Here is an 18549-nt window from a genome sequence, read left to right on the forward strand (position 1 = left end):
CCACTCGAACACTCCGGTGATCCCGACCCGGCCTCCCCGGAGCGCTTAAGAAGGAATTAGGCTCGAAGACGTGAGCAGGCTCCAGGTCGTCAGCGGCAAGGGCGGTACCGGCAAGACCACGGTCGCCGCCGCCCTCGCGCTCGCCCTCGCGACCGAGGGCAAGCGCGCCCTCCTCGTCGAGGTCGAGGGCAGGCAGGGCATCGCGCAGCTCTTCGAGACAGAAGCGCTGCCCTACGAGGAGCGGAAGATCGCCGTCGCTCCGGGGGGCGGGGAGGTGTACGCCCTCGCCATCGACCCCGAACTGGCCCTTCTGGACTACCTCCAGATGTTCTACAAACTGGGCAGTGCGGGCCGCGCCCTGAAGAAGCTCGGCGCCGTCGACTTCGCCACGACCATCGCGCCGGGCCTGCGCGACGTACTCCTGACCGGCAAGGCCTGCGAGGCCGTGCGCCGCAAGGACAAGCGCGGGCGCTACGCGTACGACTGCGTGATCATGGACGCCCCGCCGACGGGCCGCATCACCCGCTTCCTCAATGTGAACGACGAGGTGGCGGGGCTCGCGAAGATCGGGCCGATACACAACCAGGCGCAGGCCGTCATGCGGGTGCTCAAGTCCCCCGAGACGAGCGTGCACTTGGTGACCCTCCTGGAGGAGATGCCGGTCCAGGAGACGGTCGACGGCATCGCCGAGCTGCGCGCCGCGCAACTGCCGGTGGGCCGCGTCATCGTGAACATGGTGCGCCCCGCGCTGCTCGACGAGGCGGAGCTGGAGCTCGGCCTGGAGCGGACGCCGCGTACGGCCCTCGCGAAGACCCTGGCGGCCGCAGGCCTCGGCGGGGCCCGCGGCGCCGCCGGACGGCTCGTGGACCCGCTCCTGGCCCAGGCCGCCGAGTACGCCGAGCGGTACGCCCTGGAGGGCGCCCAGCGCGCCGTACTCGGCGAGCACGGCCTGCCCCTGCACGAACTGCCCCTGCTGGCCGACGGCCTGGACCTGGGGGGTCTGTACGAACTCGCCACCGAACTGCGACAGCAGGGGGTTTCATGAGCCTCGACCCGGCAGGTGACCCGCTCGACGTCGACGCCCTGCTCGACGACCCGAAGACCCGCATCGTGGTCTGCTGCGGCTCCGGCGGCGTAGGCAAGACGACCACGGCGGCCGCGCTCGGGCTGCGCGCCGCCGAGCGGGGCCGCAAGGTGGTGGTCCTGACGATCGACCCGGCGCGCAGGCTGGCGCAGTCCATGGGGATCGATTCGCTGGACAACGTGCCGCGGCGGGTGAAGGGCGTCCAGGCATCAGAAGATGCATCGCGCAGCGATTCGGACAAGGGCGGTGGTGGGAGACGGGCGGGCGAACTGCACGCCATGATGCTGGACATGAAGCGCACCTTCGACGAGATCGTCGAGGCGCACGCGGACGAGGACCGCGCCAAGGCGATCCTCTCCAACCCCTTCTACCAGTCGCTTTCGGCGGGCTTCGCGGGCACGCAGGAGTACATGGCGATGGAGAAGCTGGGGCAGCTGCGCTCGCGCGACGAGTGGGACCTGATCGTCGTCGACACCCCGCCGTCGCGCAGCGCGCTCGACTTCCTGGACGCGCCGAAGCGCCTGGGGTCGTTCCTCGACGGGAAGCTGATCCGGCTGCTCATGGCCCCGGCCAAGGTGGGCGGCCGGGCCGGCATGAAGTTCCTGAACGTCGGGATGTCGATGATGACGGGGGCCCTGGGCAAGCTGCTCGGGGGCCAGTTGCTGCGGGACGTACAGACCTTCGTGGCCGCGATGGACACCATGTTCGGCGGCTTCCGCAAGCGCGCGGACGCGACGTACCGGCTGCTGCAGGCGCCGGGGACGGCGTTCCTGGTGGTGGCGTCGCCGGAGCGGGACGCGCTGCGGGAGGCGGCGTACTTCGTGGAGCGGCTGGCGGCGGACGACATGCCGCTGGCGGGTCTGGTCCTGAACCGGGTGCACGGGAGCGGGGCGGCGGAGCTCTCGGCGGAGCGGGCGCTGGCGGCGGCGGAGAGCCTGGAGGACCGCGAGGCGGAGAGCGAGGAGGACGCCGAGGTCGAGGGGCCCGCGGGCGCCGCCGGGGAAAATCTTGAGGCGTCCGGCATTGTGGATCAGGACGGCGGGAAGGTAGGAGGACGTAACTCCTCAGAGTCCGAGGCTCCCAACTCCCCTGAGGTTCCCGGCAGTTCCCACTCAACCGAAGACAGCGATCCCGTCGAGTCCGGCGCGTCCGTCGAGCAGCTGACCGCGGGCCTGCTGCGGCTGCACGCGGAGCGCATGCGCCTGCTCGCCCGCGAGCGGCACACGCGGGACCGCTTCACCGCGCTGCACCCGGAGGTGGCCGTGGCCGAGGTGGCCGCGCTGCCGGGCGATGTGCACGACCTGGACGGCCTGCGCACCATCGGCGACCGCCTCGCGGAGCGCCGGGTGTGACGGCGTGGTCCCGCCCGCCGATGTGACCCCACCCCCGGCGGCCCTGGTGCCGCCCGAGTTCGGCGACACCCCTGGGGGCCGGTGGTAGGCGATGGTTGCTGCTGGTGGTGCCTGGTACGTGATGTCTCGGTACGTGGCGTGGGGTCAGCCCACTGCCGCGTAGCTCTCGTAGGTTTCCTCGTCCTCCAAGTCGGGCAGCAGGCCCGTGCCACGCTCGTACTCGGAGCGTGCGGTTTCAAGGAGCCGGCGCCACGAGGTGACGGTGGGGCGCCTGCGCAGCAACGCGCGCCGCTCCCGCTCCGTCATGCCACCCCACACGCCGAACTCGACGCGATTGTCCAGCGCGTCGGCCAGGCACTCGGTCCGCACCGGGCAGCCGGTGCACACCGCCTTGGCCCTGTTCTGCGCTGCTCCTTGTACGAACAGTTCGTCCGGATCGGTAGTGCGGCAGGCGGCCTGCGCACTCCAGTCGGTTACCCAGCCCATACCGGCGCCGTCCTCTCCCGAATCGAGGCTCCCCCACGGCGGCAGCGGCATATTCACCGCCGCCAGTTGAGGACGTTACGGAAGGTGGGCACAGCGCAACACCCCCTTCGGGCCCAATCTTGAATGGCCCGAACGGACTATGCGTAAGCGGCAGATCACCCGACGGAGTGAGCTGGCGACATGCGTAACCAACCCGACAAATGTGGGCAGTTCAGTTGGGTCACAGCGGACTCGACAAGACGCATGTGGCGGATTCGGACATGGATCGGACACGGATTCCAGAGGCCCGCCGGAACGAGTCCGGATTCGGGAACGGCACGGGGCTTGTTGCGGGACCGCACTGCTGTGACAGTTGAGAGCAGCTTAGGCCAAGGCATATACGCGTGTCCGGCGAATCAGAACGTAGGCACCTCACGATGCCAACGCGTCAAGCGGCAGCCGCGAGTTGGGTAGGGAAGGCGGTGTTCTCATCGAACAGCTTGTGGTTCTGGAGGCAGTGGTAGAGCTGGCCAAGGAAGCGGTTGAAGAGGTTGCGCTGGGCGGCTGCGTGCCAGTCGCCGATCTCGCGTCGCCGCCGGTAATGGGCGTTCGCGCCAGCTGAGGCCCGCAGCGAGGCGAAGGCCCAGAGGTAGCCCGCGTGGTTGAGCCGATCGTTCTTCACCCACCGCCGGGTGATGGAGGACTTCTTGCCGGAGGCCCTGGTGACGGGCGAGGAGCCCGCGTATGACTTCAGGCCGCGGGCGTCGGCGAAGCGGGTGTGGTCGTCCCCGATCTCAGCCAGGATCCGGGCGGCGAGCTGGATGCCGAGCCCGGGGAAGCTCAACATCACCTCGGCGTCCGGATGCTGAGGGAACATTTCCTCCACCGCCTCGGCGAGCTGGTCGGCGGCGGTGCAGGCGGCCTCCAACTGGACGAGGAGCGCGAGCATCTGCTTACCCAGTGCGTCCTCGACCAGCGGCGGCTGATGGGCCCAGTCGGCGCGGAAGACGTCGCGCAGGCGCTCGGCCTCCGCCTCGATGCCGCGCTTGCGGCCGGCGCGCTTGAGGACGGCCTGGAGCTGAGTGCGGGTCAGCCGCGCCGCCCGGCTGGGGGTCGGTGCGGCCCTCAGGAGCTCGCGAGCCTCGGGGCGGCACAGGCCGTTGGCCCAGGTGGCGAAGGCGTCCAGGGCGGCCGGGTAGTACTCGCGCAACAGGGAACGGAGCTGATTTGCCATCGTCTGCCGGTTCCACAGGGCATCCTGCTGGGCGCGGGCCAGGACAGCGATCACGCGGCCGAGATCCGAGTCGTTGGGTAACGGCCGGTGGGCATGCATGTCGGTGCGCAGGATGTTCGCCAGCACCAGGGCGTCGCCGGGGTCGGACTTCTTGCGGGAGACGGAGTGGCGGTCGCGGTAGCGGGCCGCGGCCATCGGGTTGATCGCGAACACCTTCCTACTGCCGGTCCGTAGAACCGCGACCAGGAGGCCGCGACTGGTCTCGATCGCGACTGGGATCGGGTTCTCCTCGGTGTCGCCGTGCTCGGCGAGTAACTCCAGTAGGAGCTGGTAGCCGGTCGCGTCGTCGGTGATGTGGCGTTTGGCCATGAGCTGGCCGGTGTCGTCGACCAGGGCAACGTCGTGCGTCTTCTCCGCCCAGTCGATGCCGCAGTAGATCATGTTCTTCCTTCTCGATGTGCAAGTGTTTGCGCTGGTCACGAGCGCATGCGGGGCCACGCAAGCGACCTAATCCCAGGCATCAACCGCCTCACGGTTGTGCCGACACCTCATTAGCCGTTCGTGACACCAGCGCACCCCACGGGCCTCGGTCTGCGTCGGAGCTCGGGGGCTCGGACGTATCAAGAAGTCACCGTGAGATGGGCTCGCACCACCAACACCAACGAGTGATCAAGGTGCCGGGTGTTGACGCATGACAGCGCCGGACGGCGCATTGTCTAGCCGGAGGTCTCTGAGACCCGACGCGTACCAAACGTCCGCCCGGCGCCTGCAAGCGCCAACACTCGTCCCGTGTGGTGGTGGTCGTGCGGGTGCCGAACGTCGCCCGGTCTACGTTTGGGCATTGCCTGCCGGATCGGGTGCAGACGTCCGTTCGGCACCCACTCGACCACCACCACACACCGCACCGTGCACCGATCTACGTTGAGGCGTCACCCGGCCCGGCTGCCCCGAGATATCACGATCCGGCACTCGAACATCCCGAGATCCACTCGCTCCCTCGGAACGCCCTTGTCTACGGATTAGGCTGCCCCCATGGCAAACAAGCGATCGGGCGGGGGCCTCTCCCCTGTGCAGCAGGCCGCCAAGTTCCTGGGCGTGAGCGTGCTCGCGGGCGCGGTGCTCGCCGGGATCGCGCTGCCCGCGGCGGGCGTGATCGGGCTCGCGGCCAAGGGGTCGGTGGACAGCTTCGACGAGATCCCGGCCAACCTGAAGCGGCCGCCGCTGATGCAGCGCACCACGATCATGGACTCGGCGGGCGGCGCCATCGCCACGGTGTACTCGCGCGACCGCACGGTGGTCCCGCTGAACCGCATCTCGCCGTACATGCAGAAGGCGATCGTCGCGATCGAGGACTCCCGCTTCTACGAGCACGGCGCGGTGGACCTCAAGGGCATCCTGCGGGCGGTCAACCAGAACGCGCAGAGCGGCGGCGTCTCGCAGGGCGCCTCCACGCTCACGCAGCAGTACGTGAAGAACGTCTTCGTGGAGGAGGCCGGCGACGACCCGGACAAGGTCGCGCAGGCCACGCAGCAGACGCTCGGCCGCAAGATCCGCGAACTGAAGTACGCGATCCAGGTCGAGGAGGAGCTCGGCAAGAAGCGGATCCTCAAGAACTACCTGAACATCACGTACTTCGGTCAGCAGGCGTACGGCGTCGAGGCCGCCTCCCAGCGGTACTTCTCCAAGCCGGCCGACGACCTCAAGCTCCAGGAGGCCGCGCTCCTCGCCGGCATCGTGCAGTCCCCGAGCCGGTACGACCCGGTGAACGACGAGTCGGAGGCCAAGCAGCGGCGCAACGTCGTGCTGCAGCGCATGGCCGAGACGCACGACATCTCGCAGCGCCAGGCCGACGAGGCCAAGAAGACCCCGCTCGGCCTGGACGTGAGCCGCCCCAAGAACGGCTGCATCACCGCCGTGAAGGGCGCCGGGTTCTTCTGCAAGTACGTCGAGAAGGTCTTCCTCAACGACCGGGCCTTCGGCAAGACCAAGGAGGCCCGCGCCAAGCTGTGGACCCGCGGCGGCCTGCGCATCAAGACCACGCTCGACCCGCAGACCCAGGCCTCCGTGCAGGCCTCGATAAAGGATCACGTCTACCAGACCGACGACGTGGCGACCGCCGCCACCATCGTCGAGCCCGGCACCGGCAAGATCCTCGGCATGGGCCAGTCCCGCCCGTACGGCTACAACAAGAACGAGACGGAGATCAACCTCTCCGTCGACGACAACATGGGCGGCGGCGCGGGCTACCAGCCCGGTTCGACGTTCAAGCCGATCGTGGCCGCGGCGGCCCTGGAGCGCGGGATGTCCCCGGGCAAGCGGTACGACTCACCGTACGAGATGCCCTACCCCGAGCGGGTCTCCGCCTGTGACGGCAAGACCTGGCGGAACTTCGGCAACCAGAAGCTCACCAACGAGAACGAGTCCGAGGTCGGGCCCTACCGCATGCGGGAGGCGACCGCGAAGTCGGTCAACACCTACTTCGTGGAGATGATCGGCGACATCGGCATCTGCCCGGTGACGAAGATGGCCGACAAGATGGGCGTCGAGCGCGCCAACGGCAAGCCGATCGACCAGGCGCCGTCGATCGCGCTCGGCACCCAGGAGGTGTCGCCGCTGACGATGGCGAGCGCGTACGCGACCTTCGCCTCGCGCGGCACGCACTGCACGCCGATCGCCATCGAGTCGATCCGCACGCTCGGCGGGAAGTCCCTGCCGGTGCCCAAGTCCACGTGCACGCGCGCCATGTCGGAGAAGACCGCCGACACGATCAACACCCTCCTCAAGGGCGTGGTCGAGGACGGCACGGGCAAGCAGGCCGGCCTCGGCTCCCGCGACAGCGCGGGCAAGACGGGTACGACCGACGGCCGGTACGCCGCCTGGTTCGCGGGCTACACCCCGAACATGTCCGGCGCGGTCTGGGTCGGCGACCCGGCCCACGAGCGCCGCATGGTCGCCATCAGCATCGGCGGCCGCTCCTACGGCAAGGTCTTCGGCGGCGAGGTCCCCGGCCCGATCTGGCGCGACGCCATGAGCGGCGCCCTCTCCGGCAAGCCGGACCCCGACTTCAACACCGTCCACATCCCCGGCGGCAAGGACCGCGACCGGGACCGGGACCACGGGGACGGCGACGACGACGGGGACGACGGCGGTGACGACGACGGGAAGCCGGGCGGCGGCAACGGCAATGGGGGCGGGAACGGCAACGGTGGCGGTGGCGACGACGACAACGGTGGTGGGAACCCGTGGCCGGGTGTCTCGCTTCCGCCGGGGGTCATCGGTGGCGGTGGCGGGGACGGCGGGGACGGCGGCTGGCGGGACTGAGGCTGCCGCTGGCGGGGCTGAAGCCGCCGAGGCTTCGCCTTGAATACGTTGCGTACGACGATGGGGCGCCGCCCGAGTCGGACTCGGGGGGCGCCCCATCGTCGTACGCGTATGTGGAGACGTACGTATGCCGACATGGCAGCCGACGAACGTGTCAGCCGGCGGCGAGCAGCTTCTTGACCGTCGCGGCGACGCGGCCGCCCTCGGCGAGGCCGGCCACCTTCGGGTTCACGATCTTCATGACCTGGCCCATGGCGCGCGGCCCCTCGGCGCCCGCGCCCTTCGCCTCGGCGACGGCCTCCGCGACGATCCGCTCGAGCTCGTCGTCCGAGAGCTGCTTGGGCAGGTACTCGGCGAGCACCTCGCCCTCCGCCTTCTCGCGCTCGGCCTGCGCGGCGCGGCCCCCCTGCGCGAACGCCTCCGCGGCCTCGCGGCGCTTCTTCGCCTCGCGGGTGATCACCTTCTGCACCTCGTCGTCGGAGAGCTCGCGGGCGGTCGTGCCCGAGACCTCCTCCTTGGAGATGGCGGTGAGCGTCAGCCGCAGCGTCGAGGAGCGCAGCTCGTCGCGCTCCCGGATCGACGCGGTGAGGTCTTCCTTGAGCCTGGCCTTCAGCGTGGTCATGGCGCAATTGTGGCAGGTGGGCACGGAGGGGGCGCACGCTTTTCGCGCCCGCTGCCGGATCACGCCGGCGGCCACGCCGTCCGACCATCCCCTCCGATCATCGGACTCACTCGCCGTGCGGTGTGTGGCGTCTGACACGATGGTCGTATGCGCGCGCGATACGCAGTACCTCTGGGAATCACGGCGACGGCCGTGGCAGGCATCGCCTACTCGGTGGGCATCGAGTCCCGCTTCTTCCGCCTCAGGAGAGTGACGGTCCCGGCCCTGCCCCCGGGGATGCGGCCGCTGCGCGTGCTCCAGGTCTCTGACATCCACATGGTGTCCGGGCAGCGCAAGAAGCAGCGCTGGCTGCGCTCGCTCGCGGGCCTGCGCCCCGACTTCGTGATCAACACGGGCGACAACCTGTCGGACCCCGAGGGCGTCCCCGAGGTCCTGGACTCGCTCGGCCCGCTGATGCAGTTCCCCGGGGCGTACGTCTTCGGGTCGAACGACTACTACGGCCCGACGCTGCGCAACCCCGGGCGCTACCTGATCGAGAAGGCGCAGGGCCGCCACGGCCTCAACGGCAACAAGCCCGTGGTGGGCGCGGTCCACAACCCGTGGGAGGACCTGCGGGACGGCTTCGACGCGGCGGGCTGGCTCAACCTCACGAACACCCGCGGCGCCCTGAAGGTCGACGGCTATGAGATCGCGCTGACCGGCCTGGACGACCCGCACATCAAGCGGGACCGGTACGCGCAGGTGGCGGGCGGGCCTGTGGCCGGCGCGGACTTCTCCATGGGCGTCGTGCACGCGCCTTACCTGCGCGCGCTCGACGCGTTCACGGCCGACGGCTACCCCCTGGTCCTCGCGGGCCACACCCACGGCGGGCAGGTCTGCATCCCCTTCTACGGCGCGCTCGTCACCAACTGCGACCTGGACACGGACCGCGTGAAGGGCCTGTCGACGCACGCGTCCGGGGGCCACACCTCCTACCTCCACGTCTCGGCGGGCTGCGGCACCAGCCGCTACACCCCGATCCGCTTCGCGTGCCCCCCGGAGGCCACCCTTCTCACCCTCACGGAACGCCCCCCGCACTCCTGACCCCGGCCGCCTCCGGCCCCGCCGCCCACCCCGCAAAACCGGATTTCGTCTCCGGCCGCCGGTCCGCTAAAGTAATCGATGTCGCCGAGACCTGCGCAGCAGGCCGTCGGATCAACGACATCGGGGTGTGGCGCAGCTTGGCAGCGCGCTTCGTTCGGGACGAAGAGGTCGTGGGTTCAAATCCCGCCACCCCGACAGCTGAAACAGCAGGTCAGGCCCGGTACTGAGAGATCAGTACCGGGCCTGATTTGCTTTGTGGGCCCATTTTGGGAGCCATTTGGGAGCCGACCTCGGGCAGCGGCTCCTGGACGGCTCCCACGAGTACTGCCAAGAAGGACTAGTGCCAGGGCAGAGATGAGCGTCCAGCCGACGTGGGCTTCCACCCCGCTTCAGACATCGTCGCCCTCCGGTTGTCAGTGGCAGTCTTTACCCTGAGACGTGCTTGGCCGCACATCTCCAGGAGCACCCGTGGACTACTTTTACAAGGACCTCGGCAACCTCAAGAGAGGTTCCACGGTCATCGTCACCCTGCGCAACCAAGCCAACGTCCAGGTGATGACACGCAGCGAGTACAGCAAATACAAGTCGGGGAAGAGCTACCGGTACCTGGGCGGTCGCGTCGCTCGCTCGCCTCACCAGATCACCATCCCCAGTAACGGACAGTGGGTCGTGGCCATCGACCTTGGCGGCTATTCCGGCCGCATCTCTGCGTCTGTCCAAGTCCAGCCGCCTCCGCGGGGCTTCCTGCCCCCGGCCCGCGACCTGCAGGGCAGTCCAGCCCGCTCCGTCGCAGTCCATGAACCGGAGGAGCCCACTGGCGACGTGCTTGGTGGCCAGACCTGGGACGTCTTCATCTCCCACGCGTCCGAGGACAAAGGAGCTGTTGCCCGCCCCCTTCGAGAAGCACTGACCAAGCTGGGCGTGACTGTCTGGCTCGACGAAGCCCAGATGCGGATCGGCCACAGCCTCCGCCGCAAGATCGATGAAGGGATCAGGGCGAGCCGCTTCGGCATCGTCGTGCTCTCGGCCCCCTTCTTCGCCAAGGGTTGGACCAACCACGAACTCGACGGACTCGTCACCCGTAACGTGGCCGGGGAGCAATCACTCCTGCCGATCTGGCACAACTTGAGTGCAGATGGCGTCCGGCACTACAGCCCCTCCCTCGCAGACAAGGTGGCGATGAGCACCAGCGACTACTCCATCGAGGAGATCGCGCAGCAGATCGCTGACGTAGTGCAGGAGGAGAACGCCGCGTAGCTCCAGACCATCAGCACGCCGCTTCGGTGTGTACCGGTTCCAGCGAGTGGTGGGCTTGTGCCGGGGAGACCACAGACGGTACGACGATCGACATGCACCGATGGTCTCCGTTGAATGACCGGCAGCTCGCACTCCTCGCCCGCATCGGGGACGGAGCCGACCCCGTCACATCGGACAGCCCCGAGTTCGCCATCACGGCCCGCGCGCTCAAGGACCGAGGCTTGATCACTATGCCTAGGAAGAGCGGAAAGTGGCGAGCGGAGATCACCGGCGCTGGACGCTTCTATCTGGAACACGGGCATCATCCAGACCGCCCCGAGCCAGCCCCACGCAAACCTCGTTCTACTGCACCTGGTGCCCAGGCACCGGCAGTCCCTCGCTCTCAGCAGGGCACCACTCCCCCTCCCGAGACGAAGTCGGCCTCGCAACCCCCACCCCCGCCAGGGGCAAACGTCGGGGCAGCACTGATCGCGCAAGTGCAGGAAGCCGGACGGTTCCTTAGGATTCCGGATCCCAGCGAGGCAGAACGGGCTCGGTACCGCAGAGCTTTCGACGCGGCGCGGCAGTGCGCTCCGGATGGGTACCACCTGAAGTACAGCGGGCGGGCGAAAGGGGACTTCTTCCTCGGCCTGCTCCGGGTGACTGGTGAAGACGACACCGAGTGGAACCGGATCCGCCTGGCGCGCAGCCGTGTGATCACCGACGTCGACGACGTGCTCGCTGCGGTCACCAAAGACCACAGCACCTTCGAGATCTCCGAGGAGGTCCTGCCGAGGGTGCTCGCGCTGCTCCGGCTGCTCGCCGAGCAGGCTCTCGCGAGGTACGGCGAGATCGCGGTGTCCAAGAAGCGCAGGCAGCCGAGGCCGCTGCTCACCGTCCACGGCAGGACGTACGAGATCAGCTTCCGTGAGCGGCAGAAGCAAGTCCGGTATGTGCCCAAGCAACCGGGCCGACGTACGTATGACTGGCAGCGCGTGACTCCGGCGCAGAAGTTCGAGCCGTCCGGCGAACTGGAGCTGGTGGTCAGCGAGCACTCGGGCTACAGCTACAACTACGGCTAGAAGAAGGAGTGGGCCGATACCGCCAAGAAGCCGTTGGAGGATCAGATCGGCTCGATCTTCCGGGCGTTGAAGGCGCGAGCGGAGGAACAGGAGCAGGCTCGACTGGAAGGCGAGGCGGAGCAGCGACGACTGCGAGAGGAGCGGGAACGGCAGGAGGCGGAGCGCCGGCGTCTGGAAGCGGAACGGGAGGAGCGGACGCGGAAGGAGTGGCAGGCCGCCGTAAGCGCCGCTTCGGTCAAGGCGGTTCACGCGGTACGGACCGATCACTTCGGCACAGCTCTGGAGCGCTGGCGGGCCGCGGGCGAGATCCGGGAGTTCTGCGCCGCTCTTGACGAGTCCGCAGCCACGTCGGAGGACACCCTCGAAGCCGAGAGGTTGCGGGAGTGGTCGTCTTGGGGGAAGGCGGAGGCCGACCGGATCGACCCCACCAGGAACAGCAAGGGCCTGGCCGCTCTCAACTTCCACGCGGAGCCGACGGGAGATCAGCTACGACCATTTCTCGACGGCTGGCATCCGCAACGACCGGAGAAGGAGAAGAAGCCCGCCACGCAGCCAACGCCACCGGAACCAGATCCGGATCCGTGGCACGGCCTCATCGACGCACATCGGGATCAAGGCTGGAGATATGGACGCCAAGGTCGCGCTCAATGGTGGAGGCGATGACACCGTGGCCGCGGTCGCGGAGGGCCTTGACCGCTTTCTCGACCAGCTCTCCGAGCCGGATGACCTCGGCACGTAGGGCAACCAACTCGTCGTAGCGGTCGGCCTTGTCCTGGCCGCACCACGCCCGGACGGTTCGTAGGACGGCGGCTTCCGCGTCCAGTTTTCGTTCGTCCCGCCGACTGTAGGAGTACCAGGAGGACTGGGCACGCTCCTGCTCAATGTCCTGTTGCTTGCGGTCCACCTCCGGAAGGATCTCGTCAGCGAGGCGGCCGGCCACGTGGCGGGCGATGCGCTCGGTGACCGGCCACCCGGCCAGGCACATGCCGTGGCGGTCCTCGTACACCATGGCGTCGCCACGGAGTTCGGCGGCGTCCATGCCGATGAGCGGCGCCGTCTCGTCGAGGCGGCTCAGCTCCAGAACCCCTGCGTCCGCCACCGTTCGGCGCAGGCGCAGCCTGTTCTTCGGGCGAACGAACCCGAGGATCATGCGGGCGGCCTCAAAATCCGTGCTGCCCCGGACGTGGCGGGATGCCTCGACCAGTGCCAACTCCGCCGCGTCATCCGCGCGGAACGTATCGACATCTGCCCACGGTGCCACGAGAGAGCCGGAACTAACCCACTCCTGCAGGCCAGCGGCATCACCTTCGAGAAACCGCACGTGGACCCAGCCAGACCTGCCAGGGCCGCCCACGCGAACGACCTCCACCTGTCGAACTGCGCTACCCAGATCCTTCGGCCTCGCGCGGTATGCCCAGTGTTCGCCAATCTCCATGTGCCTATTGAGCCAGGTCTGTTGGCCCCGCCACTGGGCATTCGCCCTAACTGCCAGAGCGAGCTGACCGCACAAGGTTGGCGCTGCTCCATCGAGGCATCAGTGCTACACAAGCACGCGTGACTCCCGGCGTGCACACGGGAGTTCGCCGAGTACGCGCACCCGCGAGGTCGGGCTCATCGCCAGGCCGACGTCGAGCGCCATCTCCCACGGCTGGGCCAGGCCGAGCATGAGGAGCTTGCTCGTGCCGGAAGTGACGTGGGCGCAGCGCGCCGAGATGCCGGCGTGGCAGTTGGCGTCGGTGCTACTCCCGTCCATCATGGCGATGCTCATGGCCGAGTCCAGGCCGCAAACGCCCCTCATCGGCAGGCTGACCTTGGCCTCGGCGATGACGGAGGAAGCCGAACTGCCTGGTCATGCCGGTTGCGCGGCTTATCCCCAGGCATGTAGGGCGCGAAAGACGGGGACGTGCACGGGGCAGCGGTGTACGGCCGATGGCCGTAGCAGCGGGGTCGGGCCGATTCAAGCGGTCGCGAAAATCCGAGCTCGTGACGGCATCACGCGACTCATTCAAGAGCCCGAACTCGCAAACTCGCGAGAACTCGAATCGACTCCCCGCGCGGTGCAGTCTCCTCCGTGTCCGGGGGCGCCACCGGACACGACCAACGGACTTGCGTGGCTAACTCCCTGCCGGTCCATGGTCCCTTCACCCATTCACCGCGTGCTGCCGCACGCCCGAGAAACAAAGGTTTGCCATGCCCACCACAAACGGCCACCCGGATGACCCGCAGCCGCACGGAACGCCGCCGACCGAGCCGCACACGCCGGACGAGACCCCCGCGGAGCGCCCGCGCTCACAGAACGCCCTCGCCTGGGTCACCGTCGGGCTGTCCGCAGTCTGCTGCACCGCCGGTGTGGTCCTCTCCCTGACCGGCCACGAGGGAGCAGGCATCGCCCTCATCGCCGCCGGATCCTTGGAACGAGGCGTTAGTACCCGGAAGTAGAGCAGGGTCGTGACGCGGGCCTCTGCTGCCGGACTCACCCCGTCCGGCAGCAGAGGCCCAACCGCGTCTAGGCAACGCCGTGGAGAGCGAGCCTGCGCGATTGCAGAAGCTCGTTGAGCACGCGCACCGGTGACGTGGGGTACATCGCCAGACGGGCGTCGAGCGCCGTCTCCCATTGCTCGGTCAGTCCGGCCATGAGGCGCTTGCGCATGCCAGGGGTGACGTGGGCATAGCGCGCCGAGACGGATCCGTCGATGTGGCCCATTCGTTCGTCCATGAGGACCTTCTCGGTGCCGAGGTCCTCCATCACGGTCCGGTGGGTGTGACGCAAGCCGTGGGGCGTGAGGCCCTTGGCGATCGGGAGCCAGCAGGCGTCGGCCCGAGCGGTGGCGCCTCGTCCCCGGGCCGGGATGCCGGGCCACGGCTCGCCGAGGATCGGCACCGGGCGGGCCTCCTGGGGCGCCTTCTTCGGGTACCAGCCGGAGACCGCTGGGGTGAACAGCCAGGTGGCAAAGCCGTTTCGGCGCCAGTGAGCCGCGTGCTCGGTCGTCGTGCCGCCCCGTACGAACCCGAGGTCGGCGATCGCCTGCTCGACGCGGACTCGAGTGTCCTCCCGCACGCGGTCGGGGTGGTTGAGGACGTTGGACACCGTGCCCGTGGAGACGTCGGCACGGCGTGCGACGTCGACGAGCTTCGCACCCTGGTGGCCACCGGTACGGGCCGCCCCCTGGCCTCGGAAGACGTACGTCCTGCCGTGGCACGGGCAGGCCGTCGGCTTCGTACGGGCGACGTGGTTGAAGACCAGGGCGGACAGCCAGTCCATCGCGTCGATGGTGCGGTAGCTGTCGTCCTTGGGCGGGCAGCGGACCAGCTCGCCGGTGTCCAGTTCGTACAGCTGCCACTCGACGCGGAACGCGCCAGGGCGCACGAACTCCGTCTCCAAGCCGACGATTTCGCCCCAGCGCTTGCCGGTGTAGCCCTTGAAGACCGTGGCGACGAACTCGTCGTCGCGGCCGGAGAGCAGGGAAGCCCGCTCGGCGGTCAGCAGGATGCCGAGCGCGTCGGTGACGACCTTCTCCGGGCCGCGGTCGCGGGAGCGGCCGGCGCGCTTGCCGCGCCCGCGTCGCCTGGCCGCCGGGTTGGACGTAATCAACCCCTCGTCGATCGCGTCCTCGAAGATCAGGTGGAGCGTCGAGCGCCAGGTCTTGACGCTGGAGGCCGCGTACGCGGCCCGCTCCTTCTTCTCCCACAGCTCGACGTCCGTGCGCAGGATGCCCGCGAGCGCCTTGTCCTCGAAGTCGGGGAGCAGGTGCTCCTCGATGTGACGCTTGTAGTTCTGCATCGTCGAGGCGGCCAGGTCCTGGGCGGCATACCAGCGGCTCGCGTACTCACCGAAGGTCTCCTGGCCCAGTGCCGGGTCGCGCCAGTCGCCGCGCCGGTACTTGTTCTCGGCCTCGCTCGCGGCACGCTGGGCCTCGCCCTTGGTGGCGAACTTAATCGCCTTGCCGTTGTCGTCGGCGACCGTGAGGTGCTTGCCGGGCGCGATCTTGTACCGGCCGCGCCAGTAGTTTCCGCGCTTCTCCGCGAAACCCACGTATTCCTCCCCTTCCTGCGTCGTCGGCTAGGCGGCGGTCCCGAACTGGCTCTGGCGGGCTCGGCGTGGTGGCCGGGCGCGCAGGCGAGCCGTGGACGCGGCAGACGACGGAGAAGGCTGAGGTGAGGGGGACTTGGGCGCAGGCGGAGCTTCGGCTCGCTGCCGCGGAATGGCAGGGCGGGTCTCGTGCATGCGGATGATCTCCGCTAGGTGCTCGTCGGTGAAGCGGTAGGCACGGCCGACCCTCGTGAAGGGGATGAGCCGTCGGCGGGCGCGGTCCTTGACCCACCAGGCGGAGCAGCCGAGTACGTCGGCGATCTCCTCGGGGACGTAGAGGCGCGACAGCGAGGAGCCGCCGTCGGGTCGGAGCGGAGCAGGCGTGGGCGCGGCGGGTATTGCGGCTTGGGGCAAGAGTGAGGGGTCCTTACGTAGACGGTGCTGTGGGGCATGAGTTGGAATGCCCGCGATCACAGCGCGGTGTCGCCCTCCAGGAGGGCGAAGGGCGGGACGCGGAGGGCCTGGGCCAGGGCAGTGAGGTCGTCGATGTCGCAGCGACGGTGGGCGCGTTCGATACGGGAGAGCGCCGTGTTCGACATCGGGTGGCCAAGGGCGGTGATGCGGGCGGCGAGCTGGCGTTGGGAAAGCCCGCGCTCGGTGCGGAGCATTTCGATGGTGCGGGCGGTCCGGATTCCTGCTGGACCGATTTCAAGGGGTCGGGCTGCCATGGGTTTTTTGTAGCTCGCCTTCTCCGGTTTCGCTAACCGGGGATCGTCTGCTATAAAGCACCGCCGCGATTCCCAAACCGGCAATTCGGGCATTCAGGGATCGGAGGTGGAATGCCCGATCCTGCTCTGACGTGCGGTGTTGTGTTGTAGCTTCCCCGGCAGCGAGCCGTCAACGGTTCGGCAATGTGATCCTACTGGCGCGGCCAATTGTGCCGACGATTTCGGCGACCGGGGATCGCGCCTTACTGTTTTGGCGGGGCACCGCCCGCCTCATTTCCAGCGGCATTTCTGCCGTGAGAGATGGGGATGGACTTATGCGGTGGGGTGTGGCTGTGTTGACGACACCCCCGAATACGCGGATGCCTGCAGCGCACGCCACGCCGTAGGTCCCAAACCGCCCCTCCCCTTCCCCCGACCGACGACGGTGAGCCCTGGCCCCAACCGCCCGGCCACCGAGTGAGGACACCCACCTGCCTTGGCACGAATACGCACCATCAAGCCGGAAGCCTTCATCTCCGAGTCGCTGGCCGAGGTCTCGATCTCTGCGGAACGGACCTTCTTCGGGCTCCTCACCCAGGCCGACGACCACGGCCGCTTCCGCGACCAGGCCGCCGTCATCGCCGGTGCCTTGTGGGCACTGCGCCCCGAGCACGGCCCGCTGGCGGTCGAGGACGACCTCACCCAGCTCGCCGGGGCCGGACTGATCTGCCGCTACGAAGGCGACGACGGCAAGAACTACCTGCATATCGTCACCTGGGCCAAGCACCAGAAGATCAACCGGCCCAGCGGCAGCCGCTTCCCGGCCTGCCCGCATCACGAGGGCAGACGGCCCGCGCAGCCCGCCGAGAGCCATCACGGAGGACTCGCGGAGCCTTCGGTGAGCCCTCCCGGAGTCCTCGCCGAGGACTCGCGCACTCTGCAGGAGCCTTCGGTGACGAACGGCGAACCCGCAGCTCAGGAGGGTTACAGCGAGGCGTCACGGAGGATTCCGGGAGGGCTCACTGAGGACTCAGTGAGCCCTCATGGTCCGGATCTAGGACCTAGGATCCTGGATCTAGGATCACCTCCGGTGGGGGGCGCGAGCGCCCCCGCACCCGAGTCCGTCTCGGCCAAGGCACTCATCGCCGAGTACGCCGCCGCATGCGCCAACCGACCGCCCAGCAGCTTCCTGGGGCATCTCGGCAAGGAGACCGCCCGTCTGCTCGCCGAAGGCATCGACGCGGCGTACGTGCGCGCCGGTCTCGAGCGGCTGCGTGCCAAGGGCCTGCATCCCAGCGTGCTGCCGAGCCTGGTCAACGAGGCCATGAACCCGCCCACGCCAGGCGGCACATCCGCAGGACACCGGCCGTGGACCAACCCGGTCGACGCGCAGGCCGCGTACGGGGGTGATCTGTGACCACGACAACCGATGCACGCGCTCCACGCCAACTCGGCGGCGCCGTGGCCAAGCTGGAAGCGATCCTGGCCGCCCGCGACATCGACCCCGCCGCCGCGGTCGACGCCGCGCCGCCGGAGCCGGTGACCGCGCTGGAGCTGGCCGCCGCCCGCATCCCGCGCCGTTACCGCGACGCCCTGGCCGACCACGCCCACGTATCGGCCTGGGTCGAGGAGATCGCGGCTGCCGGACGACCGGGGCCAGGCGGCGCACCGGGCATCGCCTACGGTCCCTCGCTGCTGATCGCGGGCCCGACCGGAACCGGCAAGACCTTCCAAGCGTACGGAGCCATCCGCTCGCTGCTCGGCGCCGGGGTCCGGCTGCGATGGGAGGCCATCACCACCGCCGAACTGCACGCCACCCTGCGCCCACGCCAAGGCCACGACGGCGAACGCCACTTCCAGGAACTGGCCCGCAGCCCGCTGCTGCTCCTCGACGACCTCGGCGCCGCCAAGGCGTCCGAGTGGACCGAGGAGCTGACCTACCGGCTCATCGACCACCGGTACGTCCACGAGCTGCCCACCCTCATCACCACCAACCTCCCCATCGCCGACCTGCGCACCGCCGTCGGCGACCGCGTCGTCTCCCGCCTCGCAGAGATGACCCGCCGCGTCATCCTCGACGGCCCCGACCGCAGGCGCGGCACGGTCACCGGCCCGCGCGGGTATTAACAGGCCCTTGCGCCCCGGCGCCGCCTCACCCGCCTCGTCGACAGCAACCTGGCCACCAAGGCCGACGACGTTGCCGGAGGGGGCGAGCAGACCCGCTCCTACGCCACCGCCCAACACCTCACCGCCGTCGGCTGAACCCCTACCGGTGCGCGCGAAGCGATCACGCGAGCGTCCACGCCGTACACGCGCCCAGGCATACACGCGTG

Annotated in this window: 17 protein-coding genes and 1 tRNA gene; 10 read left to right on the plus strand and 8 right to left on the minus strand. The window is 68.9% G+C overall.

The features are described 5' to 3' along the window. Positions 1–70 precede the first annotated feature (70 nt). A complete protein-coding gene (gene bagA / locus IEY91_RS11605) occupies positions 71–1045 on the plus strand; it encodes an ATPase BagA (protein ID WP_164322414.1) in 975 nt (324 codons plus the stop codon). After that, positions 1042–2436 (plus strand): ATPase BagB, encoded by a 1395-nt coding sequence (bagB, locus tag IEY91_RS11610; RefSeq protein WP_189173898.1) that lies wholly within the window; start codon positions 1042–1044, stop codon positions 2434–2436. Before bagA ends, bagB begins: the two co-directional genes overlap by 4 nt. A 144-nt stretch (positions 2437–2580) precedes the next feature. Here the strand turns inward: bagB and IEY91_RS11615 are convergent, their stop codons facing one another. Together IEY91_RS11615 and IEY91_RS11620 are read right to left on the minus strand one after the other, a co-directional pair. Beyond that, positions 2581–2922 (minus strand): WhiB family transcriptional regulator, encoded by a 342-nt coding sequence (locus IEY91_RS11615; RefSeq protein ID WP_189173899.1) that lies wholly within the window; start codon positions 2920–2922, stop codon positions 2581–2583. Positions 2923–3349: 427 nt separating this feature from the next. Then, on the minus strand, positions 3350–4576 hold the full coding sequence (locus IEY91_RS11620) for an IS110 family RNA-guided transposase (RefSeq protein WP_189173900.1): 1227 nt from the start codon (positions 4574–4576) through the stop codon (positions 3350–3352). A gap of 591 nt (positions 4577–5167) precedes the next feature. On the opposite strand from IEY91_RS11620, the gene IEY91_RS11625 reads away from it, so the two are divergent. After that, the gene (locus IEY91_RS11625; RefSeq protein WP_189173901.1) at positions 5168–7456 is read left to right on the plus strand and encodes a transglycosylase domain-containing protein; all 2289 of its coding nucleotides are present in this window, start codon (positions 5168–5170) and stop codon (positions 7454–7456) included. Positions 7457–7610: 154 nt separating this feature from the next. Here the strand turns inward: IEY91_RS11625 and IEY91_RS11630 are convergent, their stop codons facing one another. After that, positions 7611–8078 (minus strand): GatB/YqeY domain-containing protein, encoded by a 468-nt coding sequence (locus IEY91_RS11630; RefSeq protein ID WP_164322419.1) that lies wholly within the window; start codon positions 8076–8078, stop codon positions 7611–7613. A 147-nt stretch (positions 8079–8225) separates the two neighbouring features. Here IEY91_RS11630 and IEY91_RS11635 point away from each other — a divergent pair, with 147 nt between their 5' ends. The 5 genes from IEY91_RS11635 (at position 8226) to IEY91_RS41750 (ending at position 12142) form a co-directional block, all read left to right on the plus strand. After that, complete coding sequence (locus tag IEY91_RS11635) at positions 8226–9161, plus strand: metallophosphoesterase (RefSeq protein WP_189173902.1); 936 nt, start codon at positions 8226–8228, stop codon at positions 9159–9161. A 121-nt stretch (positions 9162–9282) separates the two neighbouring features. After that, a tRNA-Pro gene (locus IEY91_RS11640) sits at positions 9283–9356 on the plus strand. Between the two features lie 273 nt (positions 9357–9629). Continuing rightward, positions 9630–10418, plus strand: coding sequence for a DUF1883 domain-containing protein (locus IEY91_RS11645; RefSeq protein WP_189173903.1), 789 nt, complete (start codon positions 9630–9632; stop codon positions 10416–10418). A gap of 638 nt (positions 10419–11056) precedes the next feature. Further along, positions 11057–11479, plus strand: coding sequence for a hypothetical protein (locus tag IEY91_RS41745; RefSeq protein ID WP_229696885.1), 423 nt, complete (start codon positions 11057–11059; stop codon positions 11477–11479). Positions 11480–11512: 33 nt separating this feature from the next. Then, on the plus strand, positions 11513–12142 hold the full coding sequence (locus tag IEY91_RS41750; protein WP_229696886.1) for a hypothetical protein: 630 nt from the start codon (positions 11513–11515) through the stop codon (positions 12140–12142). Here the strand turns inward: IEY91_RS41750 and IEY91_RS11655 are convergent. The 5 genes from IEY91_RS11655 to IEY91_RS11675 form a co-directional block, all read right to left on the minus strand. Beyond that, positions 12072–12914, minus strand: a complete 843-nt coding sequence (locus tag IEY91_RS11655; RefSeq protein ID WP_189173904.1) for a PE-PGRS family protein — start codon at positions 12912–12914, stop codon at positions 12072–12074. The genes IEY91_RS41750 and IEY91_RS11655 overlap by 71 nt on opposite strands. A 105-nt stretch (positions 12915–13019) precedes the next feature. Then, the gene (locus IEY91_RS11660) at positions 13020–13247 is read right to left on the minus strand and encodes a hypothetical protein (RefSeq protein WP_189173905.1); all 228 of its coding nucleotides are present in this window, start codon (positions 13245–13247) and stop codon (positions 13020–13022) included. Positions 13248–13985: 738 nt separating this feature from the next. Beyond that, positions 13986–15512 carry a LacI family DNA-binding transcriptional regulator gene (locus IEY91_RS11665; protein WP_189173906.1) on the minus strand — a complete coding sequence of 509 codons (1527 nt, stop codon included), beginning with the start codon at positions 15510–15512 and terminating at the stop codon, positions 13986–13988. 27 nt (positions 15513–15539) lie between these two features. Next, positions 15540–15923, minus strand: a complete 384-nt coding sequence (locus IEY91_RS11670; protein WP_373287927.1) for a helix-turn-helix domain-containing protein — start codon at positions 15921–15923, stop codon at positions 15540–15542. 56 nt (positions 15924–15979) lie between these two features. Beyond that, positions 15980–16237 (minus strand): helix-turn-helix domain-containing protein, encoded by a 258-nt coding sequence (locus IEY91_RS11675; protein ID WP_189173907.1) that lies wholly within the window; start codon positions 16235–16237, stop codon positions 15980–15982. 475 nt (positions 16238–16712) lie between these two features. Between IEY91_RS11675 and IEY91_RS11680 the strand changes: the two genes are divergently transcribed. Next, entirely contained in the window at positions 16713–17633 is a 921-nt protein-coding gene (locus tag IEY91_RS11680) for a hypothetical protein (protein WP_189173908.1), read from the plus strand. Further along, on the plus strand, positions 17630–18343 hold the full coding sequence (locus tag IEY91_RS11685) for an ATP-binding protein (protein WP_189173909.1): 714 nt from the start codon (positions 17630–17632) through the stop codon (positions 18341–18343). Before IEY91_RS11680 ends, IEY91_RS11685 begins: the two co-directional genes overlap by 4 nt. Positions 18344–18549 lie beyond the last annotated feature (206 nt).

The organism is Streptomyces lasiicapitis (assembly GCF_014646335.1).
Lineage (GTDB): Bacteria > Actinomycetota > Actinomycetes > Streptomycetales > Streptomycetaceae > Streptomyces > Streptomyces lasiicapitis.

What these genes read in the sequence shown, in the direction of transcription:
- bagB (WP_189173898.1), top strand. Translation starts at nt 1,042, where the DNA reads ATGAGCCTCGACCCGGCAGGTGACCCGCTCGACGTCGACGCCCTGCTC.
- IEY91_RS11615 (WP_189173899.1), bottom strand. Translation starts at nt 2,922, where the DNA reads ATGGGCTGGGTAACCGACTGGAGTGCGCAGGCCGCCTGCCGCACTACC.
- IEY91_RS11620 (WP_189173900.1), bottom strand. Translation starts at nt 4,576, where the DNA reads ATGATCTACTGCGGCATCGACTGGGCGGAGAAGACGCACGACGTTGCC.
- IEY91_RS11625 (WP_189173901.1), top strand. Translation starts at nt 5,168, where the DNA reads ATGGCAAACAAGCGATCGGGCGGGGGCCTCTCCCCTGTGCAGCAGGCC.
- IEY91_RS11630 (WP_164322419.1), bottom strand. Translation starts at nt 8,078, where the DNA reads ATGACCACGCTGAAGGCCAGGCTCAAGGAAGACCTCACCGCGTCGATC.
- IEY91_RS11635 (WP_189173902.1), top strand. Translation starts at nt 8,226, where the DNA reads ATGCGCGCGCGATACGCAGTACCTCTGGGAATCACGGCGACGGCCGTG.
- IEY91_RS11655 (WP_189173904.1), bottom strand. Translation starts at nt 12,914, where the DNA reads ATGGAGATTGGCGAACACTGGGCATACCGCGCGAGGCCGAAGGATCTG.
- IEY91_RS11660 (WP_189173905.1), bottom strand. Translation starts at nt 13,247, where the DNA reads ATGAGCATCGCCATGATGGACGGGAGTAGCACCGACGCCAACTGCCAC.
- IEY91_RS11675 (WP_189173907.1), bottom strand. Translation starts at nt 16,237, where the DNA reads ATGGCAGCCCGACCCCTTGAAATCGGTCCAGCAGGAATCCGGACCGCC.